This window comes from Actinomadura sp. NTSP31 (genome assembly GCF_041951385.1).
GTDB lineage: Bacteria > Actinomycetota > Actinomycetes > Streptosporangiales > Streptosporangiaceae > Spirillospora > Spirillospora napierensis.
The window spans coordinates 91,581-114,370 of the sequence record NZ_JBGNUT010000032.1; the positions used below are offsets into that span (position 1 = coordinate 91,581).

At 68.3% G+C, this 22,790-nt stretch carries 20 protein-coding genes and 2 tRNA genes; 17 read left to right on the top strand and 5 right to left on the bottom strand.

Features of this window, described 5'->3' with window-relative positions; genetic code table 11:
- Positions 1 to 756: 756 nt before the first annotated feature.
- Positions 757 to 2,703: an ATP-binding protein gene (locus tag ACA514_RS38830; RefSeq protein ID WP_375046293.1), complete on the bottom strand. Its 1,947-nt coding sequence runs from the start codon at positions 2,701 to 2,703 to the stop codon at positions 757 to 759.
- A gap of 123 nt (positions 2,704 to 2,826) precedes the next feature.
- Between ACA514_RS38830 and ACA514_RS38835 the strand changes: the two genes are divergently transcribed.
- Positions 2,827 to 3,861: a DNA cytosine methyltransferase gene (locus ACA514_RS38835; RefSeq protein WP_375046294.1), complete on the top strand. Its 1,035-nt coding sequence runs from the start codon at positions 2,827 to 2,829 to the stop codon at positions 3,859 to 3,861.
- A 42-nt stretch (positions 3,862 to 3,903) separates the two neighbouring features.
- Here the strand turns inward: ACA514_RS38835 and ACA514_RS38840 are convergent, their stop codons facing one another.
- Together ACA514_RS38840 and ACA514_RS38845 are read right to left on the bottom strand one after the other, a co-directional pair.
- On the bottom strand, positions 3,904 to 5,064 hold the full coding sequence (locus ACA514_RS38840) for a type III PLP-dependent enzyme (protein ID WP_375046295.1): 1,161 nt from the start codon (positions 5,062 to 5,064) through the stop codon (positions 3,904 to 3,906).
- A 19-nt stretch (positions 5,065 to 5,083) separates the two neighbouring features.
- On the bottom strand, positions 5,084 to 5,851 hold the full coding sequence (locus ACA514_RS38845) for a GntR family transcriptional regulator (protein ID WP_375046296.1): 768 nt from the start codon (positions 5,849 to 5,851) through the stop codon (positions 5,084 to 5,086).
- Between the two features lie 169 nt (positions 5,852 to 6,020).
- On the opposite strand from ACA514_RS38845, the gene ACA514_RS38850 reads away from it, so the two are divergent.
- The 13 genes from ACA514_RS38850 (at position 6,021) to ACA514_RS38910 (ending at position 17,163) form a co-directional block, all read left to right on the top strand.
- Positions 6,021 to 6,167: a hypothetical protein gene (locus ACA514_RS38850; RefSeq protein WP_208267229.1), complete on the top strand. Its 147-nt coding sequence runs from the start codon at positions 6,021 to 6,023 to the stop codon at positions 6,165 to 6,167.
- A gap of 6 nt (positions 6,168 to 6,173) precedes the next feature.
- Positions 6,174 to 6,617: a WhiB family transcriptional regulator gene (locus ACA514_RS38855; protein WP_375046297.1), complete on the top strand. Its 444-nt coding sequence runs from the start codon at positions 6,174 to 6,176 to the stop codon at positions 6,615 to 6,617.
- Positions 6,618 to 6,619: 2 nt separating this feature from the next.
- Positions 6,620 to 7,585, top strand: a complete 966-nt coding sequence (locus ACA514_RS38860; protein WP_375046298.1) for a DUF4097 family beta strand repeat-containing protein — start codon at positions 6,620 to 6,622, stop codon at positions 7,583 to 7,585.
- A complete protein-coding gene (locus ACA514_RS38865) occupies positions 7,585 to 7,848 on the top strand; it encodes a hypothetical protein (RefSeq protein WP_375046299.1) in 264 nt (87 codons plus the stop codon). Before ACA514_RS38860 ends, ACA514_RS38865 begins: the two co-directional genes overlap by 1 nt.
- Entirely contained in the window at positions 7,845 to 8,252 is a 408-nt protein-coding gene (locus ACA514_RS38870; protein ID WP_375046300.1) for an RRQRL motif-containing zinc-binding protein, read from the top strand. Before ACA514_RS38865 ends, ACA514_RS38870 begins: the two co-directional genes overlap by 4 nt.
- A complete protein-coding gene (locus ACA514_RS38875; protein ID WP_375046301.1) occupies positions 8,249 to 9,505 on the top strand; it encodes a DUF2637 domain-containing protein in 1,257 nt (418 codons plus the stop codon). Before ACA514_RS38870 ends, ACA514_RS38875 begins: the two co-directional genes overlap by 4 nt.
- Positions 9,502 to 11,742 carry a cell division protein FtsK gene (locus ACA514_RS38880; RefSeq protein WP_375046302.1) on the top strand — a complete coding sequence of 747 codons (2,241 nt, stop codon included), beginning with the start codon at positions 9,502 to 9,504 and terminating at the stop codon, positions 11,740 to 11,742. The genes ACA514_RS38875 and ACA514_RS38880 overlap by 4 nt, the downstream gene beginning before the upstream one ends.
- 142 nt (positions 11,743 to 11,884) lie before the next feature.
- On the top strand, positions 11,885 to 12,154 hold the full coding sequence (locus ACA514_RS38885) for a hypothetical protein (RefSeq protein WP_375046303.1): 270 nt from the start codon (positions 11,885 to 11,887) through the stop codon (positions 12,152 to 12,154).
- Positions 12,155 to 12,281: 127 nt separating this feature from the next.
- The gene (locus tag ACA514_RS38890) at positions 12,282 to 13,046 is read left to right on the top strand and encodes a class I SAM-dependent methyltransferase (protein WP_375046304.1); all 765 of its coding nucleotides are present in this window, start codon (positions 12,282 to 12,284) and stop codon (positions 13,044 to 13,046) included.
- Positions 13,043 to 13,936, top strand: a complete 894-nt coding sequence (locus tag ACA514_RS38895) for a bifunctional DNA primase/polymerase (RefSeq protein ID WP_375046305.1) — start codon at positions 13,043 to 13,045, stop codon at positions 13,934 to 13,936. Before ACA514_RS38890 ends, ACA514_RS38895 begins: the two co-directional genes overlap by 4 nt.
- A complete protein-coding gene (locus ACA514_RS38900; protein WP_375046306.1) occupies positions 13,933 to 15,492 on the top strand; it encodes a YfjI family protein in 1,560 nt (519 codons plus the stop codon). The genes ACA514_RS38895 and ACA514_RS38900 overlap by 4 nt, the downstream gene beginning before the upstream one ends.
- 73 nt (positions 15,493 to 15,565) lie before the next feature.
- The gene (locus ACA514_RS38905) at positions 15,566 to 15,757 is read left to right on the top strand and encodes a helix-turn-helix transcriptional regulator (protein WP_375046325.1); all 192 of its coding nucleotides are present in this window, start codon (positions 15,566 to 15,568) and stop codon (positions 15,755 to 15,757) included.
- The gene (locus ACA514_RS38910; RefSeq protein WP_375046307.1) at positions 15,757 to 17,163 is read left to right on the top strand and encodes a tyrosine-type recombinase/integrase; all 1,407 of its coding nucleotides are present in this window, start codon (positions 15,757 to 15,759) and stop codon (positions 17,161 to 17,163) included. The genes ACA514_RS38905 and ACA514_RS38910 overlap by 1 nt, the downstream gene beginning before the upstream one ends.
- Before the next feature lie 918 nt (positions 17,164 to 18,081).
- Here the strand turns inward: ACA514_RS38910 and ACA514_RS38915 are convergent.
- A tRNA-Phe gene (locus tag ACA514_RS38915) sits at positions 18,082 to 18,158 on the bottom strand.
- 20 nt (positions 18,159 to 18,178) lie between these two features.
- A tRNA-Asp gene (locus ACA514_RS38920) sits at positions 18,179 to 18,256 on the bottom strand.
- A 255-nt stretch (positions 18,257 to 18,511) separates the two neighbouring features.
- Between ACA514_RS38920 and ACA514_RS38925 the strand changes: the two genes are divergently transcribed.
- The 3 genes from ACA514_RS38925 (at position 18,512) to ACA514_RS38935 (ending at position 22,790) form a co-directional block, all read left to right on the top strand.
- Positions 18,512 to 19,933, top strand: a complete 1,422-nt coding sequence (locus ACA514_RS38925) for an amino acid permease (protein WP_375046308.1) — start codon at positions 18,512 to 18,514, stop codon at positions 19,931 to 19,933.
- Between the two features lie 41 nt (positions 19,934 to 19,974).
- Positions 19,975 to 21,714 (top strand): adenylate/guanylate cyclase domain-containing protein, encoded by a 1,740-nt coding sequence (locus ACA514_RS38930; RefSeq protein ID WP_375046309.1) that lies wholly within the window; start codon positions 19,975 to 19,977, stop codon positions 21,712 to 21,714.
- A gap of 155 nt (positions 21,715 to 21,869) precedes the next feature.
- The gene (locus tag ACA514_RS38935; protein ID WP_375046310.1) at positions 21,870 to 22,790 is read left to right on the top strand and encodes a glycerophosphodiester phosphodiesterase; all 921 of its coding nucleotides are present in this window, start codon (positions 21,870 to 21,872) and stop codon (positions 22,788 to 22,790) included.

The following is a 22,790-nucleotide window of genomic DNA, read 5'->3' on the forward strand; positions in this document are numbered from 1 at the left end:
TAGAACGCTGCTGGCAGGCGACGGGCAGACTGCGACTTGCGCATAAGTTCCGCACGATCAAGCGGGAACGCCCCTCTGCCGAGATCGCCAACCGGTCCCTTCCCCCGCAGCCTCGCCGAGGTCCGATCGGCGCTCAGGAGACAACTCAGGGGCCCGGATCCTGCGGTTGATCGCGCCACGCCCCCGAGCCGGCTGCATCCTCGGCGGGAGGAGTACGGGACGCGGGGGCTCCCGCCGCAGAATCCGCAGAATCCGCATAAACCCTCAGATGCAACAGTATGGCGTTGGTGCGCGGTTCAGCGGACCACGCACTGCCGTCGTGCACAGACGATGACGTTGGTAGATGCGTGGGTGCCACTGGAGGTCAACGCATTACGCGGATTTCTGCGGCTTTCCGCTACCACCTCGACGCTCGCGTCTCGGTGGCCCGCGACCGGTAGGTGTCCGCGAGGCCGTGAGAGTGTCGCAGAACGCCTCGCAGCCTTGCCGACCAGCACGCGTTCATACAGGTCACGGGATTGCGTGGATTTCTGCGGTAATACGCGGTCCGCGGCGCCGAGGGGCAGCAACCCGGATGGCCACGAACCCGGGGGGGTCTGCGGATTCTGCGGATTCTGCGGCGGCGCCGGGCGGGCAGACCCTAACAATCACGGAGATCGGTGCGCAGCCCCCCGCCTAGCGTGGGGCGCCGCGAACGCCGCCATGACGGTGTCGTTGAGGCAGTCGCCTGAGCACATGTCGGCGATCTACTTGGGCTCATCCCTCGGCGATGCGGTCTTTGGAGACGTTGAGCCAGGCCACGTGCATGCGTTCGGTTTCCTCAATGACCCTGTCCCACGTCCTGAAGGAGAGGCGGACATCAGTCGAGCTTTCAAGACTGCGCCTCAAGCCATCTGCCTGGGCCGTGTACGCCTGGGTAATCATCAGACCGCGAACGGCAGGATGCTCCGTGCTTCTTTGGTAATGCTCCCTGACTGCGAGCACGTAGAGATGGAACTTCGTCACCTCCTCAGGCGTTACCTTCCGCTCCTTGCCTCTCGCATCAGTTCCTCTCTTGATTTCAACCACGATGACCTCGTCCAGCCTTGCTGGCGGATGAGGAGCGAGGGCGAAAATGAAGTCAAGGCGGAGCCCGTCCTCACCTTCCTCTGGGTCAAAGGCAACGCCCAGTGTGGAGACATCGACCTCGTCGGCGATAATGTTCCATCTTGGATCCAGCAGCCATGGATCGGATATTACGATCTTGTGGATCTCCGGCACCTCACGCGCGCCGTTTTTGATGGCCTCTTTCAGTTTTCTGATCGTTGCAAGGCGCGCCTCAATTATACTCATCACTCGCCTGGCGTCTATGAGACCGAAGTCATGCACAATTTGCCAGACGCGCTCCTGGAAGGCGTCGTCTTGTTCTTCGATTTCCTCCATTAGTTCTCGCACAGCCTTCTCGGACTGCGCATTGACGACCGATTTCATGGTGTCAGCAATGCCGCGTTCGTCTATCTCGGGTATCTTAGATACGGTTCGCGCGACATTGAGAAGCCGTCTCTGCTCTGTCTTCGTATAGGGCTTTAGGATCTCCTTTACCTCGTCATCTACCTGTACCTTTCCATACGTCGACTCTCGGCGCAGCGTGTTGCGCTCCTTTAGAGCCCAGCGAAGACGTTTACGGCCCCAGTCAAGGAAAAATTGGAGCCTCTCATCCTCCAGCTGTAGCTGGTCGCGATTCGATTGAATGAGATCGTCTTCTATGTCCACGCCAGTGTCGAGCCAGTCAGCGCGCACTTCACCCACGAGGTATTCCTGCCCCAGTTGCCCCTCTGTTCCCTGAGAGGATTCAAACTTGAACGGGCGCTGCGCCATCTTTCCATTGGCGATTATGGAGATTCCTTGCTGCGCATCTTCGTCAAGCGGCTTCTCGGTGAAGCCGATCCACCATCGGACCGGACAAGGATCCCCATTTTCGTTGATTAGCGTCTCTTCTGCCCAGCCGTCGGGAGCTACGTTAACATCGGCGGTAGGTATACCGTCCTTCGGGAATCTGAACTGACATTTGATGTCGAAGCGCTTCAAACCCTCGGACGAGTTAACGATGATCTGCATTTCGCTTTCACTGAGAGCGAAGCGGCGAGACATTGAACGCATAAATTGGTCTTGCGAGATACTCTTCTTGAGCTTGAGTCGCGAAAGCCGGACGCGCGTTCCATGTTCTAGGACGTTTCCGTCAGGGGTCACCATCGGTTGAAGCTCTGATACGTCTTCAACTTCATAATCCTCAGCAGGCGAAAGCTGTCGAATGCGATCGTAATCCAGCCGAAAGTCAGTGCGTTCACCTGAGCGAATAGTGGTGCAGTCCAGAACGCCAGCCGTCCCGAACGCGGCAAGCTTTCCAATCCCTTTGCGTCCATGAACCAGTCGTCCCTGGCTTTCCGACTTGTTGCCAAACTGTATCCGCCGCTTCCTGCCAACAACGAGGTACGTGTCCTGAGCCTGCTGGCGGGTCATACCATGCCCGTCATCTAGCACCACGATCTCATCGTCCGGTTGCCACTTACCGAACGGTATCTGGATCCAAACGTGCTTAGCGTCGGCATCCCAAGCGTTCGAGATTAGCTCGGCGACCGTAGCAGTGACGCTGGGGTAGAGCTGCGCTCCGAGCTGCTCCACCAAGGATCCGCCAAACTTCAGTTGCAGCCGGCCATCCGTCATGCTAGATACCCTCCCTGGACGGGTCGTCCTCACGACTGGGGTGAGGCATGGCAACGCATAGCGTCACTCGTTTGGCAAGTTGGAGCAAGACAAGAGCCGGTAGTGGCCACTAAGATCAGGTGGGTGGGCAGCGCTGTGAGAGCTGTGGACCTGTTTGCTGGCGCCGGTGGCGCTACGGCCGGGCTGCGCCAAGCGGGCATCTCGGTTGTCGGCGCAGTGGAGAATGACGTTTACGCATGTCAGTCGTACCACGCCAATCATCCCGACGTACTACTCAAGGAAATTGACATACGGCAGCTCGATCCTGATGCATTCAGGCGAGAGTTGGGCTTGAAGCGAGGCAGCCTTGAGCTGCTTAAAGCGTGTCCTCCGTGTCAAGGATTCTCCACTCTCGCGAGTGGCGATATTGATGAAAAGCGCAATGACCTCGTTCTCGATGTTGCGAATTTTGCAGTCGCTTTCCGACCTCGGATCATTCTGCTAGAAAATGTGCCGGGCCTTGCGCGAGATAATCGACTCTCAAATCTGCTGGCGATGCTGGAAGGGGAAGGTTATCGTTTCCGGCAATACAAGGTAAACGCGGCCGATCTGGGCGTCCCTCAGCGCCGCAAGAGACTTATCGTCATTGGCGCATCGAAGGCTGTCCGACGCCGCCTTCCGGAAGAAATAACGGATCTGATTCCGGAGCACTTTGAACTCGCTGGCACGACAGTCAAAGATGCTTTTGATCTGCTCCGTAAGAGCGGAACTCTCGATGACCCTCTCGATCGACATCGGCAGAGCAGCCCCCAGGTGGCAGCCCGTATTGCTGCGGTTCCGGTCAACGGCAGCAGGTTTGACCTTCCACCTGATCTTCAACTTGATTGCCATAGGCGGGTTACAGGGCGGACGGCGACGGCATCTTACGGACGTATTCGCCTTGACGCGCCTGCGCCAACGATGACAACTCGATGCACCACGCCGGCGTGTGGAAGTTTTATCCACCCCACGGAGCATCGAGGAATAACTCTCCGAGAAGCGGCCATTCTTCAAACTTTCCCGCCGACCTATCAATTTCTTGGCCATTATGGATCTATAGAACAGCAGATAGGCAACGCTGTTCCGGTTCGCATGGCGGCCGCCCTCGGTGAGGTGGTGCGGGGTATACTCGGGCAATAAGTGTTTGGCCCCGGGCTGGGTGCGCCCGGGGCCTTAATGCGACTATGCGTCCAGGTATCTAAAATTCGGCTTCGGGTGCATCAGGAAGTCGTGGTGGGAGATGTTCCAGGCGTAGGCGCCGGCCATGGAGAAGGCGACCAGGTCGCCAACGGCGATGCGGTCAGTGGGGACCTCGCGGGCGAAGACGTCCTTTGGTGTACAGAGCTGGCCGACAAGCGTCACCGGCTCGTTAGCGACTGCGGGGCCGTCGCCGTTGCTGGTGAGGACGTCGAACGGTTGGTTGTGCTGCTTGGTGACCGGTGTCCGGATGTGCATGGTGCCGCCGCGCAGGACGGCGTACCACTGGCCGTGTGCCTTCTTCACGTCCAGTACTTCCGTGACGTACCACCCGGCGTAGACGCTGATGGAGCGGCCCGGCTCGATGCGCAGTGTCTCGCCCGGCTGGGCGAGGCCGGCGACCTCGGCGCCGTACTGCTTCCAGTCGAATCGGGTGCCGGGCGTGCTGTAGTCGACCGCCATGCCGCCGCCGAGGTTGAACTCACGCGGCCCGGTGTGGCCGATCCTGTCGAGCCATGCGCGGCCCCACGCGAGGATTTCGGCAGACTGGGCCGCCATGGCGGACGCGTCCAGCCCGGACGCTAGGTGCGCGTGGATGCCGCGTAGGCGCACGTGCGGCGAGGCGGTCAGGGTGTCGGTGCAGGTGTCCATGAGTTCGGGGTCCATGCCGAACGGGCCGCTCATGGCCAGCGCTACGCCGCTGCGGTCGCCGGCGAGGTTGACCCGTAGCAAGACGTCGACCTCGCGCCCGGCTGCCTCGGCGATGCGCGCGAGGCGAGATAGTTCGTACGGGCTCTCGACGTGGATGCGCTCGACGCCGAGGTTGAGCGCCAGTTCGAGTTCGTCATCGGTCTTGCCGGGGCCGCCGAACGCCAACCGTGTGTCCGGGAGTGCCTCGCGCACGTGCGCCAGCTCGCCGCCGGACGCGACCTCGATGCCGTCGACGTACGGGGCGAGCGCGCGCAGGATCGGGACGTCGGGATTGGCTTTGGCGGCATAGAAGATCTCCGGCGCGCCCGGCGCCGACAGTGCCGCCTTGACCTCGGCTGCGTGGTCCCGGAGTGCGGCGAGGTCGTAGACGAACGCGGGTAGGTGCGCGTCCGCGGCGAGCGTGCGGGCGTGGTCTTCGACGAGTCGCGTGATCATGGGGTGTGGTCTCCGGATGTCAGGCGAGCGGGAACTCGTACTGGGCCGTGAGGTAGTGGGCGGGGGCGACAGAGATCGTGACCTCGACTGCGCGGCCCTCGGCGGTCATGCCGACGTGGGTTATCTCCACCACGGTACGTTCCGGGCTGATTTCCAGTGCCCGCGCTTCGGCGTCGGTGGGCAGACGGCTGGGCGTGATCTCTTCGCGTGCCGTGACCTGTGGGTAGCCGAGTTCGCCGAGGGCGCTCTTGACCCCGCCCACGATGACCGGCCCCTCCTCCTCCAGGACCGTGCCGCCCGCGATCTCCAGCGGGAACCAACTGGCGTTGAGCCGGACGGGGATGCCACTGGCCAGCAGACGACGGCGCCGGACGAGACAGTTCACCTCGCCGGTGGGGAGGCCGAGCAACTCGGCGACGCGTGCCGGCGGTTCGGCGTGTTCGGTGGTGATCTCGTGCTGAGGCTCTAGGCCGCGCGCTCGCACCTCGGCGTCGAACGCGCCGCGGGCGCCGTTGTTCTCGCGCTTCGCGCGGTCGTACCGGGCCGGTGAGTGAAGCATCGGCGGTAGCCACGTGACCATGGTTCCGCGTCCCTGGCGGGGCCGCACGATGCCCTCGGCTGCGAGCATCTGCATTGCTCGGTTCACCAAGCTGCGCGAGGCGCCGTAGCGCTCCGCCAGCTCGGGTTCGGCGGGCAGGACGCTCCCCGTGGGGTACGCCCCCTTGATGATCTCTTCACGGATTTTCGCCGCGATCTCGCGGAACCCGTGACGCTCCGAGTTGGGCATCTACCTGCTCCTTTCTGCTGTCTGCGTGCTGCTTAGGTCCACCTAACCAGACGAAACGCCAAACGCCAAACGACTGGCGGCCCTTGACAAGCGCGCCGCCCTAGGCGCAGTCTGACCTACGTCAAACGACAAACGTTTGGCGTATCAGTTCAACGTCAGGAGCCGTCACGTGATTCCGCAGAAGTCCAGCAACATCCCGCAGTGGCTCGCCGGCATCGCGGTCGCGATCTTCGCGATCAACAACCCCGACAAGGCCGCCGAGCTGGTCAACCAGGTGATCCACGCGATCACCACGTTCTCCGCCCACCTGGGCTGATCCGCGATGACCGTCTACCGCTCGCAGCCGCTCGCCCTCGGCGCTCAAGCCACCAAGCACGCCGCCGAGGGCCGCGCCTTCCGACCGATCACTGACCCGAACGAGGTGCCCGTGTCTCGCTCCCTGTCCCCGTTCACCGCGCTGGCCGGTGCCGACCTGCGTGGAATGCCCATCACCGGCGCTCAGTGCCGGTTCGACCCCGAGTTGCACACCGGCCCGGACGTCGAGGAGACGCCCGACGAGTGCGCCGCCCGCGAACTGGTGGCCGCCGAGGTGTGCGAGTCCTGCCCGCTGCGTGGCGCCTGCTTCGAGCTGGCGATGCGGATCCGCCCCGAGTTCGGGGTGTGGGCCGGCTTCACCGCCGCCGAACTCGCCACTCTCGCCGCCCTGGTCGACAACGACGCCGCCGACTCCCACCCGTCCGACCTCGACCTGAACGAGGTGGCGTGACCATGACGACCCGCACCCTGACCGCCACGCGTCCCGGCCCGGTGGCTCTGTCGGTCGACCTGTCCGCCGGCGACGTCCGTATCTTCACCGACACGGGCCGCACGCTCGCCGAGGTCACCGTGACCGCTCACGGCGACGACCCCGCCGTTCACGACGCCGTCCGTGACGCCATCCTGCGGTGGGAGAAGGACGCCCGTGCCGTGACCGTCCGGGTTCACCCGCCCGCCGGCGGTGTGACCGTCATCGGTACCGGTCAGGCCGTGTTCGGCAACCACGCAACGACGGTCGTTCACTCGTTCGGCGACATCCCCGCCGGCGTCACCGTGACCGGCGCCGTGATCAGCGGCGAGGGCATCGTCAACCTCGCCGGTGGCCGCGTGACCGTCAACGGCGTGGAGGTCACCGGCAGCGCCGTGGCCGGCGGCCGCGTCCAGATCACCGCGCACCTCCCCGAGGGATCGTCGGTGACCGCGCTCACCAAGTCCGCCCCGCTGGCGTGCACGGGCGAGTTCGCCGCGATCGACTTCACCTCGACCTCCGGTGACCTGACCGCCGGTGGCATCGACACCCTGCGCGCCCGGACCACGTCCGGGGACATCACGGCCGCCGTGGTAGACGGCGCCGCGGTGCTGCGGTCGATCTCGGGTGATGTCTACCTCGGCCGCGCCGACGACGTCACCGCCGCGACCACGTCCGGGGACGTAACGGTGAACGACTTCGCCGGCCGCGCCGACCTGCAGAGCGTGTCCGGTGACCTGCGAGTGCGCGCGACCGAGGGCGGCATCATCACCGCCCAGACGGTGTCGGGCGACATCACGGTGACCGCGACCGACACGGCGCTGACCGAGGGACTGACCGTCGACGCCACCTCGCGCGCCGGCCGCGTCACCACGCCCACCGACAACCCGCCCGGCCCCGCGACCGCGGCCCGCGCCCGCCGGCCGCGCCGCACGAACGGGAGCGCGTGATGGCTGCCGTGATTCTCGCGCTGGCCGTGCTCGCCGCGGGGTGCTGGCTGTGCCTGTCCCCGGCCCGACTCGCCGCCGCCGGCGTGGCGCTGCTGATCGTCCACCCCGTGCCGACGTTCGCGCTCACCGCCGTGGCGGTGCTGGCTGTGACGGTGGCCGGCGTGCGGCTGGTCTCCCGGTCGCTGCGTGAGGGCGGTTGGTATCTGGTCACCGTCCAGCGGCCCGCGTTCGCGGTGAGCCGTGCGGGGGGTGTGGCGTCATGACTCGCCGCCGTAGCTCGGTCCGGTTCTTCGACCCGGCCGGCGCCCGGTTCGGGATCCCGACGTGGCCGTGGCGGATGGCGCCGCCGCACCTGCGCACCCGCCGCCAGCTCGCCGCCGAGGGGCTCCGGCCCGGTGGTCAGGACGTGGCCGGTCAGGTGCTGTGGAATTCGCGCCGCGGTGGTGGCGGGGTCCGCGCCGCCTACCTCTACGACGTCCGGTTGGCGCTGCCCAAGCGGACCCCGTCCGAGCGTCAGCGCGTCGCCCTCGGCAAGGCGCTGGCCGCTCGCCGGCGCTGCCCCGACTGCGGACGCGACGCCGGTTACGTCCTGCCCCGCCACCTCGGAACCTGCCTCGACTGCGCCGACAACGGCGCGACCACTCTGGAAGGGAGGAACGCAGCATGACCGCCCCGCCGCTCCACCTCCGGACGACCCTCGGCGCACAGGCCACCAACCCGCACGCCGCCGAGTCGACCGCCCTCCTGCGACCGATCACGCACCCCAACGACACCCCGCCCACCACGCCCGACACCGCCGAGGGCGACGCCTCGCAGTCGCGGGCGCTGACCTCGAATGAGTTCACCGCGGTATGCGTGGTCGCCGCGCTGGTGACCGTTCTGGGGCTTTTGGGGTTCGTCAACAGCTTCGCCGCGGTCGCCGACGCCGCCGCCCCATCGTTCGGCCGGCTGGCGTGGTCGGTGCCGCTCGGTATCGACCTGGGCATTGCGATCTTCGCCGCCCTCGACATCGTGTTGGCCCGGCTCGACATGCGGGTTCGGTGGCTGCGGTTCATCCCGTGGACCCTGACCGCCGCGACCGTGTATCTGAACGTGGCCGAGCAGTCGACCGCGTTCGGGCGCCTCGCGCACGCCGTCCTCCCGGCGCTGTGGGTGTGCGCGGTGGAGATCGCCGCGCATGTGATCCGGATCCGGGCCGGCATCGCCGCCGGCACCCGCATGGACGGCATCCGCGCCTCGCGGTGGATCCTCGCGCCGTGGCCGACGCTGAAGTTGTGGCGCCGCATGGTGCTGTGGGAGATCCGTTCCTACGCCGATGCCCTCGGCCGTGAGCGCGCCCGCGTGCTGGCGTTGACCGACCTGCAGGACACCTACGGGCGGTGGGCATGGCGCCGCCGCGCCCCCCGCCGCGTCCGCGCACTGTACCGGCTCGGCGAACTCGCCCCCGCACCCCTGGCCGCCGTCCCGTCCGCTGCACCGGTCGCGGACCGTCCGGGCCCCGCCGAGGGGGACCGTCCGGCGCTGGAGTCCGGACCGTCCATCCCGCCGACCGCCGGCCCGTCCAACGCGCAGTCCCGGACGGGCAAGCAGACGGGCACACCCAAGCGGGTGGGCGGTCCCGGTGGACGGAACACGCGCCCGTCCCGCACCCGCAGGACCGGCAAGACCCCGCCGCCAGACGTGGACGACCTCATGCCGCTGGGCTGGAGCATCGCCGCCGACCTGGCCGCCGCCGGCGAACCGCTGACCCGCAACAGCCTCGCCGCGCGACTGCGCGCCGCCGGTCAGACCGCCGGTAACGCCCGTGTCGGCGCCCTGCTGGCCCGCCTGAAGACCGAAGCACCCGCCGACCCCACCGCCAACCCGGCCGCCGAGGACATCGCCGCGGCGCCGTCCGCCGAGGGAGAGAACGCATCATGAGCCACCCCAAGGCCATGGGCGAGGTCGTCCGCCTGCCCGTCCCGCACCCCGACCACAACGCCGCCGCGCCCGACCTCGACGCCCCGCCGACCATGCCCGGCAACGCCGGCGCCGGTACCCCGCCGACCGACCCGCCGCTCATCCCCGTCCTGTCCGGGGACGGGGATGACGGCGACGGCGAGGCGATCGAGGGGCGCGTGCTGGTCGACCGCCCCGACACCTTCCGGCCGGACGTGCGGGCGCGCCGGATGGCCGGCGAGCGTGCGCAGCGGCGCCCGATCATCGCGCCGTGGCTGCGCGACCGCGGCGAGGCGCGCGCCACCGTCTGGTGGGCGGTCGGCTACGCCGGTCACGTCACCGGCTACCACGCCGCCCGCACCCCGCTCTACGGTCTGCGGCTGGCGATGCGCTCGCCCCGTGGCTTGTACCGGGTGGTGGCGGGCACGTGGCGGTGGACGTTCGACATCGAGTCGCGTCCGCTGCGTACGCACGCCATCGACCGCCGCAACGACGACTCGTACCTGAAGCTGATGAGCGAGCGCAACGACCGCGTCCGCGCCCGCCTGTTCGTCGCCGGCGCCGGCATGGTCGGTGCCGGGCTGGCCGCCGCGTCGGTGGCCGCCGCCGGCGGTATCACGCAAACCGTCGTGCTCGCCGCGCTGGTGGCGCTGCTGGGGTGGATCGGGACGCCGACCGACCGGCGCATCCTGGACACCGCCGTTGTCTCGACCAAGGCGCCCAAGCTCACCTCGGAGATCGTGGTGCGGGCGCTGGCCGCCCTCGGCAACGCCGAGATCAACAAGGCGGTCGGCAAGGGCGGCGGCGGGATCACCTTCCCCGCCCCGATCACCCGCGACGGCCCCGGCTGGCGCGCCGAGGTTGACCTCCCCTACGGGGTGACTGCGACCGACATCATGGAACGCCGCGACCGCCTCGCCTCCGGCCTGCGCCGCCCGATGGGGTGCGTGTGGCCCGAACCCGCACACGACCAGCACGCCGGACGGCTGGTGCTGTGGGTCGGCGACCAGGACATGAACCAGGTCAAGCCGGTCGCCGGCCCGCTGGCCAAGACCACCGCGGCCGTGGACCTGTTCAAGCCGGTCCCGTTCGGCACCGACCAGCGCGGACGCCCCGTCACCGTCGAACTGATGTACGCCAACGCGCTGTTCGGCGCCATGCCCGGCATGGGCAAAACGTTCGCGCTCCGCGTGCTCGCCCTGGCCGCCGCCCTCGACCCCACCGCGCAACTGCGCGTCTACGAACTCAAGGGCACCGGCGACCTGTCGCCCCTGGAAAAGGTCGCCCACCAGTACGGATCCGGGCAGGATGACGAGACCCTCGCCGCCTGTCTGGACGCGCTCCGCGAGGTCCGCAAGGACCTGGAACGCCGCGCCAAGGCGATCCGAAAGCTGCCCAAGGACATCTGCCCGGAGAACAAGGTCACCCCGCAACTGGCCGCCAAGCGCTCCCTCGGGCTGTACCCGTCGGTGTTCATCCTGGACGAGTGCCAGAACCTGTTCGCCCACCCAGACTTCGGTGACGAGGCCGCCCGGCTGGCCGTGGACATCATCAAACTCGGCCGCGCCCTCGGCGTGATCCTGCTGCTAGCCACCCAGCGGCCCGACAAGGACTCGCTCCCCACCGGCGTCTCGGCGAACGTCGGGCTGCGGTTCTGCCTGAAGGTCATGGGCCAGACCGAAAACGACATGATCCTGGGCACCTCGATGTACAAGAACGGGATCCGCGCCACCACCTTCACCAAGAAGGACAAGGGCATCGGCTACCTGGCCGGCGAGGCCGACGACCCCCAGATCGTCCGCGGCTACTACATCGACAACCCGGCCGCCGACCGCATCGCCGACCGCGCCCGCGCGCTACGCAAGGCCGCCGGCACCCTGACCGGCATCGCCGCCGGCGAAGACCCCACCCCGACCGCCGACGACGGCGCATCGCTGCTGGAAGACCTCGCCGCCGTCATGGCGCCCGGAGAGGACAAGGTCCACTCGCAGGTGCTCGTTGACCGCCTCGCCGAGCTGCGCCCGGTCGCCTACGGGCCGTGGGCCGACCTCGACCCGACCGGCAAGGCCCGCCAGCTCGCCGCCGCGCTCAAGCCCTACGGCATCGGCACCCCACAGGTTTGGGGACAGGACGAAACCGGCAAGGGCCGCAACCTCAAGGGCGTCCACCGCGACCACGTCACCGACGCCCTGGAAACCACCCGCCGCCCCGGCCGGTAGACCACCGCCGCGCCTCTAGGTCTAGAGGCCACCACCTCTAGACCTAGAGACCTCTCTAGACACCCATTCCCGCGCTGACCAGTGATCTAGCGCCTAGAGCCCCCACCTGCAACAACCCCGAAAACCGCCCTGGGAGGCACCTGTGACCCCCCTGCTGACCGCCGCTAGCCACACCGCCCACCCCACCGGCCTGTGGCTGCTGCTGGTCATCCTCGCCGCCGCCGGCTACCTGCTCCACTGCGTGATCTGGCCGTATCGGGCGTGCCGTAAATGCCAGGGCGCCGGCCGGTTCCGCTCCCCGTCCGGCCGCGCCTGGCGCTACTGCAACCGCTGCGGAGGCCGCGGCGCGCAACTGCGCACCGGCCGCCGCATCTGGACCCACCTGAAGAACATCGACCGCGGCCGCCGATAGCCGGCCAATGCATCCGGAGGGCACAAAAGCGGCTCTCGGCGCACAAGCCACCAAGCACGCCGCCGAGAGCCGCCCCTCCGACCGATCACGGACCTCAACGAGGCCCCTAGCAGGAGGAACACCCATCATGACGCACCCCGTCCGGTCCGTCTCGCACCGGCCGAACACGGCCGGCTCGCCGCCGCGCCACGCAGGCCAACCGTTGAAGGGCGTTCGGATCCTTGACGCGTTCTGCTGCATCGGTGGCGCGGCCCGCGGCTACCTCGACCTCGGCGCTCATCTCACCGGTGTCGACATCGCCCGCCAGCCCGACTACTGCGGACACGAGTTCATCCAGGCGGACGCGGTGGCGTTCATCGCCGAGCACGGGCACCGCTTCCACTTCATCCACACCTCCCCGCCGTGCCAGGGGGAGGGCGCGCCGACCAAGGGCAGCAACGCCGCCCGCAACGCCGCCGCGGGCCGCACCCACCCTCGCCTCATCGGCCCGGCCCGCGCCGCGTTGGAGACCACCGGCCGCCCGTACGTGATCGAGAACGTGGCCGGTTCCACCGTCCGCAAAGACCTGCGGCTGTGCGGCGAGATGTTCGGACTCGGCGTCATCATGCACCGCTACTTCGAGTGCGGCGGCGGCTTCACCATCACCCAGCCCCCGCACCCGCGGCACCGCGGACGCGTCCGAGGGTGGCGGCACGGCGTCTACTACGACGGCCCTTACGTCGCCGCCTACGGCAACGGCGGCGGCAAGGCCACCGTCGCCGAGATGCAGCACGCCAAGGGCATCGACTGGAGCACCGATCACCTCGGCCTGCGCGAGGCGCTCCCACCCGCCTACACGCGCTTTGTCGGCGCCGCCATCCCCACCGCCCTCGACCACCGGAAGGCGGCATGACCATGACCGACGGCCCCGGACTCATGGTGACCGCACTCGCCCACGCCAGCCGCGGCTGGCAGGTGTTCCCGCTGCGGCCTGGTGACAAGCGGCCCGCGCTCCGCAACGACTGGGAAGGCCGCGCCACCGCCACCGACCGCGCGCGTATCTGGCGGTGCTGGCACCACGCCCCCTACAACATCGGGATTGCGTGCGGCCCGTCCGGGCTCGTGGTGGTCGACCTCGACCGGCCCAAGCCCGGCGAGACCGCGCCCCCGGAGTGGGACATGCCGGGGATCAACGACGGCGCCGACGTGCTCGCCGCGCTGTGCGAGCGGCACGGCCAGCCCTTCCCCTGGGAGACCCACACCGTGCGGACGGCGTCGGGTGGGATGCACCTGTACTTCACCGCCCCACCCGGCGCGAGCCTGCGCAACACCGCCGGTCGGCTGGGGTGGCTGGTCGACACCCGCGCCCACGGCGGATACGTGGTCGCCGCGGGGAGCGCACTGGCGACCGGCGGCGCCTACGTGACGGTGTACGACGTTCCGCCCGCGCCGCTGCCCGAATGGTTCGCCGACCTGCTCACCACCCCCGACCACTCCGCCGCACCGGTGCCGAGGATGCCCGACCTCGACCAGCGGCACACGGCCGGATACGCCGGTGCCGCGCTGCGCGCCGAGGTGCAACACGTCCTCGACTCCCGGCCCGGCGCCCGCAACCACACCCTCAACGCCGCCGCGTTCGCCCTCGGCCAGCTCGCCGCCAGCGAGATGCTCCCCGATGGACTCGTGGTCGACTGCCTGACCGCCGCCGGACTCACGGTCGGACTCACCGCGCGCGAGTGCGAGGCGACCATCGCCAGCGGGATGCGCGCCGGCGCCCGCACACCCCGCGGGAGCGCTGCGTGAGCGCCGCTGACAGCATCCTCGCCGCCGCGGGCGCCGGCGCCCGGCTGGCCGAACTTCACGGCCAACCCGCCGCGCCCGCGTGGGAGACGCCGGTGCCCCTCGGCGCCCGGCAACGCCTCCCCGCCTTCCCCGCCGACGCATTGCCTGGCTGGGTCGGTGCGCAGGTGTGCGCGGTAGCCGAGTTCACCCAAACACCCATCGACCTCGCCGGCTGCCTCGCACTCGCCGCACTGTCGACCGCCGCCGGTGGCCGCGCCATCGTCAACGTCCGCGGCACCTGGGTCGAGCCGGTGAACATCTTCACCGTCGTGGCGATGCCGCCCGGATCCCGCAAATCCGCCGTCTTTCGCGCGATGACGCAACCGCTGCTCAACGCCGAACGCGCCCTTGCCGAGCGCACCCAACCCCGCATCGTCGAGGCCGAGTTGGCGCGGCGCGTGGCCAAGGCCGCCGCCGAGAAAGCCGCCGGCATCGCCGCCGGATCCGGCACCCCCGGCGGCGACCCCGAAAAGCTCGCCGACGCCACCGACGCCGCCATGGCAGTAGAAGCCATCAAAGTGCCCGTGGTGCCGAGGCTGGTCGCCGACGACATCACCCCGGAAAAGGCCGCATCCCTGCTGGCCGAACAAGGCGGACGACTGGCCGTGCTGTCCGCCGAGGGCGGCATCTTCGCCACCGTCGCCGGCCGCTACTCCTCCACCCCCAACATGGAGGTATTCCTCAAAGGCCACGCCGGCGACATGCTGCGCGTCGACCGGCAAGGCCGCCCCACCGAACACGTGGAACACGCCGCGCTCACGCTCGGACTGGCCATTCAGCCGGAAGTCATCACCGATATCGCCAAGATGCCGGGCTTCCGCGGCAAGGGATTGCTCGGACGGCTGTTGTACTCGCTCCCGGAAAGCAACATCGGCCGGCGACGCATCAACCCGCCCGCACCGGCCGAAGAAGTCGTCTCGCGTTACGACACCCAGCTACAGAACCTCGTCAACGCGCTGTACGACTGGGACGACCCCGCCCGGCTCCAACTCACGGCGGACGCGCACGCCGAATTTCTCGCCCTGGAAACCCGCACCGAACCGCGCTTGCACCCCGAAAGCGGAGACCTCGGCCACCTTGGCGACTGGGCTGGCAAGTACGTCGGTGCCGTCGCGCGCATCGCCGGACTGCTCCACTTGGCCACGCGCGTTGATGACGGATGGCGCATCCCGATCGAGGTCGACACCATGCGCGCCGCCATACGGCTGGGGGAGTACTTCACCGCGCACGCCGTCGCCGCATTCGACGCCATGGGCAGCGATCCAGACCAGCACGCCGCCCGCGACATTCACGCGTGGATCGAGCGCGCCAAGCCCGAACAGTTCACCGTCCGCCAACTGTTCAGCAAACTGCCCCGCACCAAGTTCCCCAAAGTCGCCGACCTGGAGACGCCCCTAGACCTATTGGAACAACACGGCTGGATCCGCCGCCTGCCCGACCCCGAACGGACCGGCCCCGGCCGCCGGCCCTCACCCGCCTACCTCGTACACCCCGAACTCAGCGGAACCGGTGCATAAAACACCAAGCACGCCGCCGGAACACCGCTGACTGTCCGACCGATCAAGCCGAGTAGCGAGGTCGCCCGTGAAAATGGCAATCCGTCCCAAGGAAATGCTCACCCTCGCCGAGGTGTGCGCCGAGATCAAGATTTCGCGATCCACCTTCTACGACTGGCGCGCCAAGGGACTCGCGCCGGATTGCTCGAAAATCCCGAACGGTGAACTACGCGTCAGCCGCGAAGACCTCGACGCGTGGTGGGAAGCCCGGAAGGTGGCCGCCTGATGCAGAACATCACCTACGACGTTCGTATCTACAAGACCGAGGTCTACAAGGGAAAGAGCGTCACCACCTACACCGCCCGGTGGAAGGCAGGCCCCCAGGTGTGGCGCGAATCCTTCCGCGTCAAGGCTCAGGTCGACAGCTTCCAAGCGGAGCTGCGCGCCGCCGCCCGGAAGGGCGAGGCGTTCGACCTCGCTACCGGCCGCCCGGTGAGTTGGGGGCGCGCCAAGAAGGACATGTCCTGGTATGCGTTCTGCCTCGCCTACGTGGACATGAAGTGGAAAGGCATCTCAGCCAAGCACCGAGCGAATACGGCATGGGCACTCGTCACCGTCACGCCCGTGATGCTCGCCACCGAACGCGGCAAGCTCAAAGACCAGCACATCCGGACCGCGCTTCGCCGGTGGGCGTTCAACACCAAGAACCGCCCCGCATGCCCGCCGGACGCCGCCGAGGTTCTGCGCTGGGTCGAGAACAACACCAAGCCCATGTCCGTGCTGAACGACCCCGCCGTCGTCCGAGAACTCCTCAACGCCGCGGCCACACTTCTCGACGGCAAGCCGGCCGCGCCGTCCACCGTCCAGCGCAACCGAGCGATCCTGCACCACGCGTGTGAATACGCCGTGGAAATCGGCGTCCTGCCCAACAACCCGATCAAGACGACAAAATGGAAGGCGCGCAGCACGAGTTCCCCCGAGGTCGACCGCCGTTCGGTTATTAACCACGCCCAAGCGCGCCGAATCCTCGAAGCGGTCCGCCAGCAGAAACCAAGCGGAGAACGCCTCATGGCGTTCTTCGCTGTCATCTACTACGCTGCGCTTCGTCCGGAAGAGGCGGTGAACCTCCGCGTCGAGAACGTCACGCTTCCCGCCCTGGTGTGGGACGACGACGCACAGAAGTGGCAGGAACCCGCCGACGACTGGGGAGAGCTGCACTTCAACACCGCCAGTCCGGAAGTCGGAACCGACTGGACCGACGATGGCGCCAACCGGGAACGGCGCCAGCTTAAGGGTCGCCCCGAGGGCGCGTGGCGCCGCGTTCCGACCCCGCCGCCGCTTACCCGCATCCTGCGTGCCCACTTGCGGGACATCGGCCCCGGCCCCGGCGGGCGCCTGTTCTGGGGGATCCGCGGCGGCGAGCTGGCCAGCATCACCTACCGCCGCGCGTGGGACACGGCCCGCCAGGCCGCGCTCAGTGACGCCGAGTACGCCTCGCCGCTCGCCAGGAGGGTCTATGACCTTCGGCACGCCTGCGTGTCCACCTGGCTCAACGGAGGAGTACAGCCGACCGACATCGCCGAGTGGGCCGGCCACAGTGTCGAGGTGCTGCTCCGCGTCTACGCGAAGTGCATCGAGGGGCAGAACGAGGCCGCTAAACGACGCATTGAGCAGGCACTACGGGACGACTGAGTTCCGCAAGTATCCCGCGCGGTAGCGCAACCCATGGCCAGAGCTGGATGCAACCGCACAGCGAGCACAAGGCCCCAGACCACACCCACGCCCGGTCTGGGGCCTGCGGGCGGCTCACTTGTTGTGAAGCGTCCAGAGGAATCTTCAGAGACGCCGGGATGGGAGGGGGCCATTCCGGCTCTTGGGCCCTGACCGGCAAAATTAGTGATGGGTAGCTGTCTCATCGATCCTGTAGATCTCTGCGCCAAACCGATCGAAGTCTCTGGCGCGGACGTACGTGTACGGCTTTCCTTCATGTTCGATGATGAGAGTATCGTTATCGTTGTTGGCGTCGATGGGAACCCAGAAAGTTCGATTCGTCAGGGATGGGCCGCCAACAAGTGTTACGTATCTATTGACTATTCGTGGTTCCATGGCTCCCCCCGGTGACCATATATGCCACATCAGTCGGTCTCATCGCCGCAAGGTCGATTCTCCCTGTTCCCCTACCCCCTTTATTATCTCGGTGCCTCTCATGGCCGAGTAAAGGGGACGTCATGCATGCCATGATCTTTGCGATGGCTTGATCGGCTGTAGGCGTGAACTCCGCCATCGGATGGGCTTCCGGGAGGCTGTCGTGGGCTACCACACAAGTGGAAAGGTCAGCGACGAAACCGGCACCGACAGCAAGGGCGCCACCAGGGTGGCCTGGCCCAGGCCAGAGTGCGGGGCCTCGACAAGGTCGCCGTCTGGGCGTTGGGGCTTTGAGGGCTGGAGGGCCGTGTTGGGGTTGAGCAGGCACTACAGGACGGCTGGGTTCCGCACGCATTCCGCACGGTCACCCGCAACCCGCCAGTGACGGCCGGACGCGACCGGACAGACGGGAACGGCCCCTGACCGCGTAAGCGCTGGTCAGGGGCCGTTCTTCGCTGCTTGGAATGGTGGGCAGGGGCGGGGTCGAACCGCCGACCTTCCGCTTTTCAGGCGGACGCTCGTACCGACTGAGCTACCTGCCCAGGACGCGCGTCGGCGCGTCTGGCGGTCCTGACGGGATTTGAACCCGCGGCCTCCACCTTGACAGGGTGGCGAGCACTCCTAGCTGCTCCACAGGACCTTGCTTGCCTCGAGCTTAGCGGCTTCGGGGCGGTGACCCGACCGGCTGGGCTGCCGGTCCTTGGCGACGTCCGAGAGCATACGCGATGCCCGAGGACGGCGCCAACTCGTTAACCGCGGGCGGGACGGGGGAGGACGGGGGCTACGGAGGGTCACGGGGCGTGTGTTTCGTTTTCGGGGGCGCGGTTCCTAGTCTGGCCGGGCCGGAGCCGTCCCGGGAGGGGCGGCCGTCGACGTGAGAGGTTGGAAGAAGCGCGTGGTCGCAAAGCTCCCAGACCAAGCGGAGGGCTATCAGCGCGGGCTCGGTACCCGCCAGATTCAGATGCTGGCCATCGGCGGCACCATCGGCACGGGGTTGTTCCTCGGGGCCGGGGAGAACATCGCCAAGGCCGGCCCGAGTCTCGTGCTGACGTACGCCGTCGCGGGGTTGATGCTGTTCTTCGTCATGCGGGCGCTCGGTGAGCTGCTCACCTACCGGCACGCGGAGGGAGGTTTCGCCGGGTATGCCCGTGAGTTCCTCGGGCCCTTCTGGGGCTACGCCACGACCTGGACGTACTGGATCATCTGGGTGACGACCGGGATGGCGGAGCTCACCGCGGCCGGCACGTACGTCCAGAAGTGGCTGCCCGGGGTCGAGCAGTGGCAGACGGCGCTGGTGGCGCTGGTCGTGCTGTTCGTGGTCAACCTGATCTCGGTGAAGGTGTTCGGCGAGCTGGAGTTCTGGTTCGCGATGATCAAGGTCGCCGCGATCGTGATGATGATCCTCGTGGGGATCGGGGTGCTGGTCTTCGGGTTCAGCGACGCCGGCGAGACGGCGAGCGTCTCGAACCTGTGGGATCAGGGCGGGTTCTTCCCCGAGGGGGCCGGCCCGATGCTGATGACGCTGCAGATGGTGATGTTCGCCTACCTGGGCGTCGAGCTGGTCGGGGTGACGGCGAGCGAGGCGCGGGATCCGGAGAAGAACATCCCGCGGGCGATCAACGCGCTGCCGGTCCGGTTCGCGCTGTTCTACCTGGGGTCGCTGCTGGTGATCATGGCGGTGGTGCCGTGGACGGCGTTCAAGGGCGGGGCGAGCCCGTTCGTGCTGGCGTTCGACAAGATCGGCATTCCGGGCGGCGGGGACATCGTCAACTTCGTGGTGCTGACGGCGGCGCTGTCGTCCTGCAACGCGGGCGGGCTGTACTCGACGTCCCGGATGCTGCGGACGGCCGGCGTCAACGGGGATGGGCCGCAGGCGCTCGCGCGGTTGAACGGGCGGAGCGTCCCGGTGCTCACCGTTGTCATCTCCGCGCTCGTCATGGGTGTGGGCGTGGTGGTCAACGCGGTGGTGCCGGACAAGGCTTTCGAGTACATCACGTCGGTGTCGACGGGTGGCGCACTGCTGGTGTGGACCGTCATCCTGGTGGCGCACATGGCGTACCGGCGGAAGGTCGCGGCGGGCGTGCTGCCCAAGGCGCCCTACCGGATGCCGTGGGCGCCGTACACCAACTGGCTGGTGCTGGCCTTCTTCGCGTTCGTCACGGTGACGATCGCGTGGGAGGCGGACACCCGGGTCGCCCTGTACGTGATGGCGGGCTGGTTCGTGATCATCCTGGCGGGCTGGCCGCTGGTGTGGCGGAGCTCGCAGCGGGCGGCGCCGGCGGAGGTCGCGATCGCCGAGGAGGGCAGCACCGTCTAGTGCGATGATTTCCGTGGGACCTCGGGGACGGAGGCGCAGCTGTGACCAGGACGGTGGCGCGCGGCCTGCTCCCCGGGGTGCCCCGGACGATGCTCGAGGTGCGGGTCCGGTGGGTGCTCGCGGTCGTGGTGGTGGTCGCGAACATCATCGGCGGCCTGGTGGTGCTGCTGTTCGCGACGTTCGTGGTGCCGGATCCGCCGCTGCGCGATCCGGATCATGTGCATCTGGTGAACGCGGTCGCGTTCTTTAGCTATCCGGTGGTGGCGGGGCCGATCGCGCTGGTCGCGGGGCTGTGGCTGTGGCGTCCGGTGGTCAGCCTGGTACGGGGCGGCCATATCCCCGACCGGGCGGAGGGGCGGGCCGTCCTGCTGGGGCCGCTGCGCCTGACGTTCCTGGTCGGCGCGCTGTGGGGGGTCGGCGCGGCCGGCTGGGCCGGGCTGGACGTGGTGCTGTTCACCGGCAGGCTCGCGGTGAAGACGGGCCTGACGTGCCTGCTCGGCGCGGCGACGACCTGCACGATCGTCTACCTGCTGTCGGAGCGGCTGCTGCGGCCGGCGGCGGCGCTGGTGCTGGCGGCGGAGGGGCCGCGCCGGCTCCGGCTGCCGGGGGTGACGACGCGGGTGATGCTCGCGTGGGCGCTCGGGACGGCGATCCCGGTGTTCGGGCTGATCTGCGTGGCGGTGGCGGCGCTCGCGGCGCCGGACATCGACGTCGACCAGCTGGCGATCACGATCCTGGGGCTGGGCGGTGCGGCCCTGATCGTCGGCGTGTACGTGACGTACATGGCGACGCGGGCGATCGCGGACCCGATCAAGTCCGTCCGGACGGGGATGGCGCAGGTCGAGCGCGGCGATCTCGGCACCGAGGTGGCGGTGTACGACGCGAGCGAGGTCGGGCAGCTGCAGGCGGGGTTCAACCACATGGTGGCGGGGCTGCGCGATCACGAGCGGCTGCGGGACCTGTTCGGCCGGCACGTCGGCGAGGAGGTCGCGGGGCTGGCGCTGGAGCGCGGCGACATCGAGCTGGGCGGCGAGACGCGCGAGGTCGCGGTGCTGTTCGTCGACCTGACCGGCTCGACGCGGCTGGCCGACACCCGCGGCCCGGACGAGGTGGTGGGGCTGCTGAACCGGTTCTTCGGCGTGGTGGTGGCGGTGGTGGCGCGGCACGGCGGGTGGATCAACAAGTTCGAGGGGGACGCGGCGCTGGCGATCTTCGGGGCGCCGTCGGAGATGCAGGACTCGGCGGGCGGGGCGCTCGGCGCGGCGCGCGAGCTGGCGGTCCGGCTGCGCGCGGAGGTGCCGGTGCTGGACGCGGGGATCGGCGTGTCGGCGGGCCCGGTGGTGGCCGGCTACATCGGCGCGCAGCAGCGGTTCGAGTACACGGTGATCGGCGATCCGGTGAACGAGGCGGCGCGGCTGAGCGATCTGGCGAAGGCGTCGCCGGGGCGGGTGCTGGCGTCCGGGACGGTGGTGGAGCTCGCGCATCTGGCGGAATCGGACGAGTGGGAGTTCGGCAGGTCGGTGACGCTGCGCGGCCGGAGCCGTCCGACCAGGCTGGGCGTGCCGAAACAGCCGAAACAGCCAAGGCGGCCCGTGGTGCCGCCCCCGGCGCCGGCGCCGGACGTGGAAGGGCCGCGGCGCATCCGGTTCCCGCGCCCGTTCCGTCCGCTGCGGCGCGGCGGGCGGGTGCTGCTCGGCGCGCTGGTGCTGACAAAGGCGGCGAAGGGCGCGAAGCGGGACGCCGGGGAGCCGGCGGAGGAACCACCGCAAGGGGACGGGTGAGTCGATCGGGCGAAGACGCCGTGTCCGCCTCGTAACGCACGCTCCGAATGCGTAATGTCACCCTTGGTACATGGTCTGCTACCGGCTCGTAACCCGGGCGTCATCGGCCGAACCGAGGGTCGAGGCAGGCATCCCCCGGCTCCCGAGAGGTGACAATGTCCCGTCGGCATGGCATCGCGTTCACGGCCGTCCTCACCGCGGCCGCGAGCACCGGCCCCGCTACGGCGGCCGCCGCCGACCCGCATCCCCTCCTCCCGCCTCTCCCGTTCCCGGCCGTCCAGCAGCAGGCGGCGGCCGCCTCCAAGGTCCTCGACGTCGGGCACCGCGGCGCGTCCGCGTACGCGCCGGAGAACACGGTCGCCTCGTTCAGGCTGGCGAAGTCCCGGCACGCGGACATGTTCGAGCTCGACGTCCAGCAGACGAAGGACCACAAGCTCGTCATCCTGCACGACACCACGCTGGCCAGGACGACCGACGTGGAGCACGTCTACCCGGCGAAGAAGCCCTGGAAGGTCTCCCAGCTCACCCTCAAGCAGATCAAGAAGCTGGACGCCGGATCCTGGTACTCCAAGAAGTACAAGGGCGAGCGCGTCCCGACGCTGGACGATGCGCTGGGCGCGCTGAGCGGCAGCGGCCTCGGCATGCTGCTGGAGCTGAAGAGCCCCGCGCTGTATCCCGGGATCGAGGGCCGGGTCGCCGCGGCGCTCAAGCGGCACCGGTCGTACTGGCTGGGCGCGAAGGCGGCGCCGAGCGAGCGGCGGCTCGTGGTGCAGTCGTTCGACTGGGCGTCGGTCAAGCGCTTCCACAAGGACCTGCCCGGCGTCCCGACCGGCCTGCTGGGCAAGCCGAAGGCCGCGGACCTGAAGAAGCTGAAGGCCTACGCGGACCTGATCAACCCGTCCTACGGCGACCTCACCAAGACCTATGTCGAGCAGGTGCACGCGGCGCACCTGCACCTGCTCACCTGGACCCTCAACAACAAGACGAAGATGGCGAAGGCCGTCGATCTCGGAGTGGACGGGATCATCACCAACAAGCCGGACGTCCTGCGCACCGTCCTGAAGGCCGAGGCATGA

What these genes read in the sequence shown, in the direction of transcription:
- ACA514_RS38830 (WP_375046293.1), bottom strand. Translation starts at nt 2,703, where the DNA reads ATGACGGATGGCCGGCTGCAACTGAAGTTTGGCGGATCCTTGGTGGAG.
- ACA514_RS38840 (WP_375046295.1), bottom strand. Translation starts at nt 5,064, where the DNA reads ATGATCACGCGACTCGTCGAAGACCACGCCCGCACGCTCGCCGCGGAC.
- ACA514_RS38845 (WP_375046296.1), bottom strand. Translation starts at nt 5,851, where the DNA reads ATGCCCAACTCGGAGCGTCACGGGTTCCGCGAGATCGCGGCGAAAATC.
- ACA514_RS38855 (WP_375046297.1), top strand. Translation starts at nt 6,174, where the DNA reads ATGACCGTCTACCGCTCGCAGCCGCTCGCCCTCGGCGCTCAAGCCACC.
- ACA514_RS38860 (WP_375046298.1), top strand. Translation starts at nt 6,620, where the DNA reads ATGACGACCCGCACCCTGACCGCCACGCGTCCCGGCCCGGTGGCTCTG.
- ACA514_RS38865 (WP_375046299.1), top strand. Translation starts at nt 7,585, where the DNA reads ATGGCTGCCGTGATTCTCGCGCTGGCCGTGCTCGCCGCGGGGTGCTGG.
- ACA514_RS38870 (WP_375046300.1), top strand. Translation starts at nt 7,845, where the DNA reads ATGACTCGCCGCCGTAGCTCGGTCCGGTTCTTCGACCCGGCCGGCGCC.
- ACA514_RS38875 (WP_375046301.1), top strand. Translation starts at nt 8,249, where the DNA reads ATGACCGCCCCGCCGCTCCACCTCCGGACGACCCTCGGCGCACAGGCC.
- ACA514_RS38880 (WP_375046302.1), top strand. Translation starts at nt 9,502, where the DNA reads ATGAGCCACCCCAAGGCCATGGGCGAGGTCGTCCGCCTGCCCGTCCCG.
- ACA514_RS38890 (WP_375046304.1), top strand. Translation starts at nt 12,282, where the DNA reads ATGACGCACCCCGTCCGGTCCGTCTCGCACCGGCCGAACACGGCCGGC.
- ACA514_RS38895 (WP_375046305.1), top strand. Translation starts at nt 13,043, where the DNA reads ATGACCATGACCGACGGCCCCGGACTCATGGTGACCGCACTCGCCCAC.
- ACA514_RS38905 (WP_375046325.1), top strand. Translation starts at nt 15,566, where the DNA reads ATGGCAATCCGTCCCAAGGAAATGCTCACCCTCGCCGAGGTGTGCGCC.
- ACA514_RS38910 (WP_375046307.1), top strand. Translation starts at nt 15,757, where the DNA reads ATGCAGAACATCACCTACGACGTTCGTATCTACAAGACCGAGGTCTAC.
- ACA514_RS38935 (WP_375046310.1), top strand. Translation starts at nt 21,870, where the DNA reads ATGTCCCGTCGGCATGGCATCGCGTTCACGGCCGTCCTCACCGCGGCC.